The organism is Desulfovibrio litoralis DSM 11393 (genome assembly GCF_900143255.1).
GTDB lineage: Bacteria > Desulfobacterota > Desulfovibrionia > Desulfovibrionales > Desulfovibrionaceae > Frigididesulfovibrio_A > Frigididesulfovibrio_A litoralis.
This window is the reverse complement of record NZ_FRDI01000016.1, coordinates 61,480-68,859: the sequence shown is the minus strand read 5'-3', so window position 1 is coordinate 68,859 and position 7,380 is coordinate 61,480. Positions and strand designations below refer to the sequence as shown.

At 34.5% G+C, this 7,380-nt stretch carries 9 protein-coding genes and 2 pseudogenes; 2 read left to right on the top strand and 9 right to left on the bottom strand.

What is annotated here, in order from left to right; all coding sequences use genetic code 11:
* Together BT999_RS11670 and BT999_RS11665 are read left to right on the top strand one after the other, a co-directional pair.
* Positions 1-204, top strand: a pseudogene (locus BT999_RS11670) (molybdopterin molybdotransferase MoeA); the annotation flags it as partial.
* A gap of 193 nt (positions 205-397) precedes the next feature.
* Positions 398-781, top strand: coding sequence for a cupin domain-containing protein (locus BT999_RS11665; protein WP_072697963.1), 384 nt, complete (start codon positions 398-400; stop codon positions 779-781).
* Here the strand turns inward: BT999_RS11665 and BT999_RS11660 are convergent.
* The 9 genes and pseudogenes from BT999_RS11660 to BT999_RS11625 all read right to left on the bottom strand — a co-directional run bounded on the left by BT999_RS11660 (position 778) and on the right by BT999_RS11625 (position 7,326).
* A complete protein-coding gene (locus tag BT999_RS11660) occupies positions 778-1,383 on the bottom strand; it encodes an AraC family transcriptional regulator (RefSeq protein WP_072697962.1) in 606 nt (201 codons plus the stop codon). The two genes, BT999_RS11665 and BT999_RS11660, sit on opposite strands and share 4 nt — an antisense overlap.
* A 38-nt stretch (positions 1,384-1,421) precedes the next feature.
* Positions 1,422-1,592, bottom strand: a complete 171-nt coding sequence (locus BT999_RS12580) for a hypothetical protein (RefSeq protein WP_178139354.1) — start codon at positions 1,590-1,592, stop codon at positions 1,422-1,424.
* A gap of 123 nt (positions 1,593-1,715) precedes the next feature.
* Complete coding sequence (locus tag BT999_RS11655) at positions 1,716-2,303, bottom strand: GNAT family N-acetyltransferase (RefSeq protein ID WP_178139353.1); 588 nt, start codon at positions 2,301-2,303, stop codon at positions 1,716-1,718.
* A 98-nt stretch (positions 2,304-2,401) separates the two neighbouring features.
* The gene (locus tag BT999_RS11650) at positions 2,402-3,154 is read right to left on the bottom strand and encodes a DUF5131 family protein (protein ID WP_072697960.1); all 753 of its coding nucleotides are present in this window, start codon (positions 3,152-3,154) and stop codon (positions 2,402-2,404) included.
* Between the two features lie 2 nt (positions 3,155-3,156).
* Positions 3,157-4,416 (bottom strand): metal-dependent hydrolase, encoded by a 1,260-nt coding sequence (locus BT999_RS11645; protein ID WP_072697959.1) that lies wholly within the window; start codon positions 4,414-4,416, stop codon positions 3,157-3,159.
* Between the two features lie 90 nt (positions 4,417-4,506).
* Positions 4,507-4,746, bottom strand: a pseudogene (locus BT999_RS11640) (M23 family metallopeptidase); the annotation flags it as partial.
* A gap of 54 nt (positions 4,747-4,800) precedes the next feature.
* A complete protein-coding gene (locus BT999_RS11635; RefSeq protein ID WP_072697958.1) occupies positions 4,801-5,706 on the bottom strand; it encodes a M23 family metallopeptidase in 906 nt (301 codons plus the stop codon).
* Positions 5,707-5,850: 144 nt separating this feature from the next.
* Positions 5,851-6,444 carry a 3'-5' exonuclease gene (locus BT999_RS11630; RefSeq protein WP_072697957.1) on the bottom strand — a complete coding sequence of 198 codons (594 nt, stop codon included), beginning with the start codon at positions 6,442-6,444 and terminating at the stop codon, positions 5,851-5,853.
* A gap of 84 nt (positions 6,445-6,528) precedes the next feature.
* Positions 6,529-7,326 carry a sulfite exporter TauE/SafE family protein gene (locus BT999_RS11625; RefSeq protein WP_072697956.1) on the bottom strand — a complete coding sequence of 266 codons (798 nt, stop codon included), beginning with the start codon at positions 7,324-7,326 and terminating at the stop codon, positions 6,529-6,531.
* Positions 7,327-7,380: the final 54 nt, after the last annotated feature.

The following is a 7,380-nucleotide window of genomic DNA, read 5'->3' as shown; positions in this document are numbered from 1 at the left end:
GCAAGAAACGTTGCCTCTCGTCAAGGGAGAGAAGATTATGTTAGAGTGCGTTTTGAACAAGATTCAAACGCCTTGCTCGCTTATCCTCTTCAAGGAAAATCAGGTTTAGTCAAAACTTTAGTCGAAGCACAAGGCTTATTACGCATTCCTGCCGAACTTGAAGGGTTTGAGCAAGGTAGCGAACATGATATTATTTTGTTGTAAGTTCGTTAAAAATAAATTGTTTGAAAAATATAAACACTGATATTTTATTGTGAACATATACAAATAGTTATCTGGATTTTTCCCAGGGTGGCGATTGTTAACTAACTTTTTTGTTTCTAAACCGCAATTATTTACAAGCCCATTTTGCGAGATGACGTTAGAAGGTCTTAATCAAAACAAAATGGAGGTTGATATGAATTTAGGAACTTTTTTTGCGGTTGGATCGGTTTGTAGCCCTTCTTGTACAACAAAAGCTGATTTAATGGAATTTATTCCGCATAAAAATTTTAAAGGGGTGTTTTTAAAGCATTTGGTAAAGGGAGAAAGTACTGAAAACCAGTTAAGTTGTCATTTGGTGAGAATCGAACCTTTTTGTACTCTTGACCTGCATGTTCATGAAAATAATCTTGAAATACACGAGGTTATAGCTGGAGATGGAATGTGTAAAATCTTAGACAATCAAGTAGAATATAAAATAGGAACTATTGGTATTATTCCTGCGAATGTAAAACATAGTGTTACTGCCGGAAAAGATGGTTTGTATATTTTAGCAAAATTTTCTCCGGCGTTACTTTAATGTGCCTTATAAGCAGTACTAAATTGCAGAGGGGAAATGCCCATATATTTTTTAAAAGTATTACAAAGATGACTTTGATCGGAAAAGCCTAATTCTAAAGCTAAGTCAGCCAAGGACTGTTTTGACAGTATTCCTTGTCTGACTTTTTTTATTTTTTCATTCAAAATAAATTGATATGGTGTAATGCCTATTTTTTCTTTAAACTTTTTAATAAAATGATATTTACTCAAATTATTAGCTTGAGCTAAAAGTTGAAGATTATAACTGCTTGGATCTGTATTTTGCATCAAAGTTTTTGTCTTTGTGAGATACTTATATAGCTCAGGGCAAAGCTTAGAAATATCTTTTTTAATACAGATAGTTAAATAGCTATATTCCTTTCCGTTAAGCGGAGTTATAGCGTGGGGTTGATAAGGGGCAATAATATAGTGGGAACCTTTTTCTAAGATTGATGTTTTATTATTAAAAGACAATAAAGCAGCACCCTTTGTAATTACGCCAATACATAAACTTTGGTGTATATGAGTTGGAAACGTATGTTTAGATGTTCCGGAAACAAGTTCTAATTCATCGTAATAATTATCAAAAGTGATGTTATTCATTGTGTTATGCTTTTTCTTTAAACAAGGATAATAAGGGTTTAGCTATTGATGAAATCACTTGAACTTTTAACATGCTTTCTTGGAGTTATTATAATGTTATGCATTTTTTCTTCACCGACTATATCTCGCCAAAGCTCTGTGATTGCCGTTGATGCAACTTTTTTTATTTCAGCAAAATCTTTTTGTAAAGGATATATATTCAAATACATAGGAACATCAAAAAGTGAATATTCAAGGTCATAAAAAGTTTTAACGCCTAGTTTTTCATAAAATTTTTGTCTTCTAAAAATAAGTTTTTCTTCTGCGACAATAAAAATAATGAAATGATAAAATTATTGACGTATGTTTTTCGCCTTTATTATAATGTTATGCATTTTTTCTTCACCGACTATATCTCGCCAAAGCTCTGTGATTGCTGTTGATGCAACTTTTTTTATTTCAGCAAAATCTTTTTGTAAAGGATATATATTCAAATACATAGGAACATCAAAAAGTGAATATTCAAGGTCATAAAAAGTTTTAACACCGAGTTTTTCATAAAACTTTTGTCTTCTAAAAATAAGTTTTTCTTCTACGGAACTATTGGCACACAAAGGCGTTTCTGTTTCTATAAACATTCCGGCTTTATTTTTATAGAGTTCAAAAAGCTGTTGTAAAAACGCCGTGCCAAATTTACGTTCTCTATGTTCTTGAAAAACGGCAAAAAAGTTTAATAATACAAAGTTATTGGGGTGAGCGTCCGCACACATGGCGTAGCCAATTTCTTCGTTGTCTTTTACGCCTATAAAACATTTTTGAGTGCCGGAGACAAGGCTTTGTTCTATTATCTCAAAAGGTGGGCGTTCGCTAGGGGGAAAATCATTAATCATGTGTGCGTAAATTTTTGAAATTTCACTATTTTCTATTTTGCGTATAAGCATATCGCTTCCCATGCATTATCATTTTGGTCTATTTTTTATTTGTGATAAAATAAAAAAGTAGCTTATTTTTATTCTACCAATAATTGTATTTTTTTGTTTTAATTTAAGCTGAGTTGTATTTGTTTGGGACTATTTTCTAAAATGTTTAACCAGCTTTGAGGAAATTCGAGATGGCTTTTGCCATCAATCAGGTTATCATGAGTTCTTTTATCGCCCCATTGATGAAAATAAAAAGGAACATTCGCTTGTCTGCATTGATTTTTTATTGAAGTAACCCATTCCGGTAACATCTTTCTGGCATTTTGTCCTGACTCTCCGCCTACTAAAGCCCAATGAATACCTGCAAAATCAATATTTTCGATAAGGCTTAATAGAGGTTCAAAAAAAACAAATCTGGTTTGAGCCTGAATTTGTTGTAAGAGTTTTAATCTGTAAAGATAGTGTTTAGATTCGACAGTTACCCCTAACGCGATGTTTTCGTGCCATTTTAATTTCGTACTTAGTTTAAAGAGACGTTCGGCTCTTTTGGTTAAGATTATAAAGATATGTTGTTTGGATTGTTCTATTATATTAAATATTTGTTGAATAAAATCCAGAGGAACTTTTTCATGAAATAAGTCGCTCATCGAGTTTACAAAAATAAGTTTTGGTTTTTTCCAAGAAAGTGGTTTCGCAAGTTTATCTTGATGTAAGCTTATCTCAAAACCATTTTTATAATGTATATTCCCTTGTTGTTTGAGTTTTAAGGCAATAGGCAGGGCGTAACAGTTTTTACACCCTGAGCTAAATTTACTGCATCCTGTAACGGGATTCCAAGCTTGAAAGATTAATTTTTGGTCGCTATGAGACATTTTTATTTGCTTTCTGTATTAAAATATTGCCAAACCTGACAATCGTTTAGATCGCCTCTAAAATATTGATATGCCAGCGGGTTATCATTTTCATCAAGCAATAAGGCAAAATTGAACATTGACGGTTTACGTCCAAAAGCGGCTAAAACCTTAGGCACAGTGCTTTTATATCTTAAGTCTAAAATAGCAACGATGCGTTCTTTTCTTCCGCTTGGCGTTAAAGTTAATTTTTGAATTTCTTCAATAGCCGGCGTTTCAATAAATCGAGTGTAGGCGTTCATTAATTCGCTTTTTGTGCTTAGTTTTTCCCAAAATGCAGGAGTAGGACGTTGAAATTTGGCGATTTCAAGTTCTTTTCCTTGTCCTAAAAAAGAATAACCAACAACATAAACATGGGTTTTATCTTCTGCGAGTATTTTCCAGTTTAAAGGAGCAAAAGGTTCGGCAGCAATTATAACCTTTGTAAGGACAGGTGGTTCACCGTTGTTTTGTGTTGTGAGAGTGCTTTCAAGTTGAGGTAGAACAGTAGCTTTTACATATCTTGAAATTCCAAAGGCAAGAGCAGGGTATAAAAATATCCAAATTAACCCAAGCATAGCAATTTTTTGAGGTTGAGGGCGGCTTCCAAGTCGCAAGGGCAAAGCAATAGCCAAGGGTAAAAATAATACCCAAAAAATTAAAACAGGAATGGGAAATACAAGATATATTTCTTCTAAAGGGGTTGGGGTAAACCAATAGACGATAGAACTTAATATAACCGTATAGGCTAGGGTAAAAAAAACGACCATTCTTAAAGACATAAAATGTAGTATGCAGTAAATAGAGATAGTCAAAAGAGGAATTGTCCACCATAAATCTATAATATAAACAATAGGCAGTGAAAACCTGAAGTTGCTCCATGGTAGGAATATCTGAGTTCCGAAAGCGGTAAAACAATCGAGCATAATGTGAATCAGTAAGCCTAATAATGAAAAAGCGAATAAGTTTAAACGAGTTGGTCTGGGGTGTTGTTTATAGCTTAAATAGTAAGTAATAAGGCTAAATAAAACTGCCATGGCAAAAATAAAGATTAGACTGTGAGTAATGCCTCTATGAAGGGCTAACATTCCGTATAAGCCATGAGAGAATATAATATCTATATCAGGAAAATGGGTTACGATTAGACCAAGGGGAAGGCTGATGGCAAGGCTTGTTTTTTTAGGTAAAAAAGGGCGAGCAAACCCCATGATCATGCCTGTTGCCAGATGTGTTACTGAATCCATATTTTATAGCTCCGTTAATTGATATGCTGTTGTAATTTTTAAATTGCAATACTTCTTTTAAATAAAACAGAATATTAATTATGCAAGCTTTTAATTTAAGATATATCGCATAGGGTTAACGGGAACGCCGCCGATACGAACTTCATAGTGTAGATGCGGTCCTGTGCTGCGTCCGCTGTTTCCGATATAGCCTATGACTTCACCGCGTTGTACGGTTTGTCCTTCTTTTGTTGCGGCTCTTAACATATGAGAATAGCGAGTGGAAAGAGAATTTCCATGATCAATAATTAAAGTATTTCCATAGGCACCGTCATACTGGGAAAATGTAATTTTTAAATTGCAATACTTCTTTTAAATAAAACAGAATATCAATTATGCAAGCTTTTAATTTAAGATATATCGCATAGGGTTAACGGGAACGCCGCCGATACGAACTTCATAGTGTAGATGCGGTCCTGTGCTGCGTCCGCTGTTTCCGATATAGCCTATGACTTCACCGCGTTGTACGGTTTGTCCTTCTTTTGCTGCGGCTCTTAACATATGAGAATAGCGAGTGGAAAGAGAATTTCCATGATCAATAATTAAAGTATTTCCATAGGCACCGTCATACTGGGAAAAGGTAACAGTTCCTTTTGCCGGTGCATAGATGGGGGTTCCCGGGCGATTAGAAATATCCAAACCTTTGTGCATTGTTTGAGTTCCGGTAAACGGCGAACCTCTCATGCCAAAACCTGAGGTTAAAGTTCCTTCTGCTGGCCAAATAGAAGGTGTGCTGACTAATAGTTCTTTATTGTTTCTTAGTATTTTAACAAGCTCTTGTTGTTTTACTTCTTCAAGGCGTATATCGTTGTTGAGCAGGTTTAGAAAAAGGTGCATTTTTCTGGTCATCAACTCTTGGCGATGCAATTGTAAAAAATTCATGTTAGTCGGTGAATTATTATTGTCTGTTCCCGGCTCGTTTATTTCAATAGGGTCTTTGTCTATATTAAGCATCACTCTAAGTTTTGAGTCAAATTGTTGCACTCTTGCAATGTCATCATAGACTAATCTGATCTTAGAGTTTAAGCTCACAAGCTGTCTTTCTTGTTCTTCGATCGTTTTTTGTGCATTGTCGAGTTCTGCGTTAAGAGTTTGATTTGCATGATAAAACTTAAAGAGATAAATGTTGACTCCACTCATTGCAATAAATAACAACACAAGAAAAACACCAAACCAACCTCTTAAGCGTAGGTGGCGGTGGTTTCCGTCTCGATCTTTGAATATAACAATATGATATTTTTTGAAAAACATTATGTTTCACTTATAGTTGGTAAGGCGTAGTATTTGAGTCGTCAGAAGATGAATGACTTTAATTTTAGCACTTTATATTATTGTTGAAAGTCATTTTTACCTTTTATTTATGCATAATGTCAAGCTGCAAGAAAAAGTCTAGTTTTATTCGGTAATTAGCTTGTGTTTTTTAAAGGCGATGTAAAGTTCTCTGCTGACCCATGCGTCAGTAGCGGCATATTTAATTTGTTGTTGGCTTAGTTCCGGTTGGTTCCAGTTGGAACATTGGGCTGTTTTTGAGATTCTAAACCCTAAAAGACTTGCGGTTAACCCTCTTAAGCTTTGTACGCCGATATTGTGTTGTTGAGCAATATTCCCTAAATCAATAATATTTTTTGAGTTAAAGTCTTTAAGTTTTTTTAAGCCGTTTAAGTCTTCTTTTATTCCTACACCTGTTTTAATAATTTTAGGACTTTCGAGTAATTCGATAAGTTCTGAGACTAAAGTAACTTGGTTTAGTTTTATTAAAAAGACAATATCTTTACATGCCAATTGAATTAAAGCCGGCATATTAATATGCCCTTTACGAAAAGTGGGTTTAGTTTCCGTATCAAAACCCGTGATGGTTTCATTTTTTAAAAGTGGTAAAAACTTTAAGAGCTGAGAGTAACTGTTGATAATACAGATTTCTCCCTCATACGATTTAAGAGGTAGGGTATTAATTTCAGTTCGGTCAAGGGCAATAATATCAGGCTTCATAATAATATATAATTGATAATGTTCAAGACAAAAATAAAGAGTTTGTCTTTGGGGTTAATGATGTTTTTTTGACAATAGATAAGATTAAAAGAAAAGCATTTTAATTGCCATTATATATAATAAAATAGAAAACATTTTTTTCAATTTGGGAACGGGTAAACTGTGTGCCAGTTTTACACCGATTGGAGCAGTCAGCATACTTGTTGCGACTAGTCCCAATAAAGCCGGGATATAAACATATCCAAAGCTATAAGGAGGTAAATCAGAAACACTTAAACCCGTTAAAACATAACCCAAAGCACCGGAGACGGCTATAGGAAAGCCAATTGCGGCTGAGGTTCCAACAGCTTTTGGCATTGGAATATTACACCAAAGCATAAAAGGTACGGATAAAGTTCCGCCGCCAATTCCGACAAGGCTTGAAACAACCCCGATTAAACCGCCGATAAGGCTTGTGCCTATCATCTTAGGTAGGGTTCTTTCACCTTTGGGTTTAAAATTAAGCAACATTTGAGTCGCAACATATAACAAGAAAATTGCAAAAAAGGTTTTTAAAAAAGTTGGTGAAAGATATGATGCTATATATGAACCGAGTAGAGTTCCTATTAAAATTCCGGGGGCAATAGTAAAAACAAGACTCCATAAAACAGCCCCACGTTTATGATGAGACATAAAGCTTGAAATTGAGGTAAACATAATGCTGGCGAGCGAAGTACCTATTGCAATGTGCATAATATGATCAGGAGTAACACCTTGAGAAACCAAAACCATACTGACCAACGGTACAATTACAATACCGCCGCCAACACCAAACAACCCCGCCAAAATACCGGCAAAAGCACCACAAAACAAAAAAATAGCCAGTGAAGTTAAAAATAACATATCAGCCCCATTTTTTTTATATAAAAATATTCTGAAGATTAAGATTATATTTTT

What these genes read in the sequence shown, in the direction of transcription:
- BT999_RS11655 (WP_178139353.1), bottom strand. Translation starts at nt 2,303, where the DNA reads ATGCTTATACGCAAAATAGAAAATAGTGAAATTTCAAAAATTTACGCA.
- BT999_RS11630 (WP_072697957.1), bottom strand. Translation starts at nt 6,444, where the DNA reads ATGAAGCCTGATATTATTGCCCTTGACCGAACTGAAATTAATACCCTA.
- BT999_RS11665 (WP_072697963.1), top strand. Translation starts at nt 398, where the DNA reads ATGAATTTAGGAACTTTTTTTGCGGTTGGATCGGTTTGTAGCCCTTCT.
- BT999_RS11625 (WP_072697956.1), bottom strand. Translation starts at nt 7,326, where the DNA reads ATGTTATTTTTAACTTCACTGGCTATTTTTTTGTTTTGTGGTGCTTTT.
- BT999_RS11645 (WP_072697959.1), bottom strand. Translation starts at nt 4,416, where the DNA reads ATGGATTCAGTAACACATCTGGCAACAGGCATGATCATGGGGTTTGCT.
- BT999_RS11635 (WP_072697958.1), bottom strand. Translation starts at nt 5,706, where the DNA reads ATGTTTTTCAAAAAATATCATATTGTTATATTCAAAGATCGAGACGGA.
- BT999_RS11650 (WP_072697960.1), bottom strand. Translation starts at nt 3,154, where the DNA reads ATGTCTCATAGCGACCAAAAATTAATCTTTCAAGCTTGGAATCCCGTT.
- BT999_RS11660 (WP_072697962.1), bottom strand. Translation starts at nt 1,383, where the DNA reads ATGAATAACATCACTTTTGATAATTATTACGATGAATTAGAACTTGTT.
- BT999_RS12580 (WP_178139354.1), bottom strand. Translation starts at nt 1,592, where the DNA reads ATGTATTTGAATATATATCCTTTACAAAAAGATTTTGCTGAAATAAAA.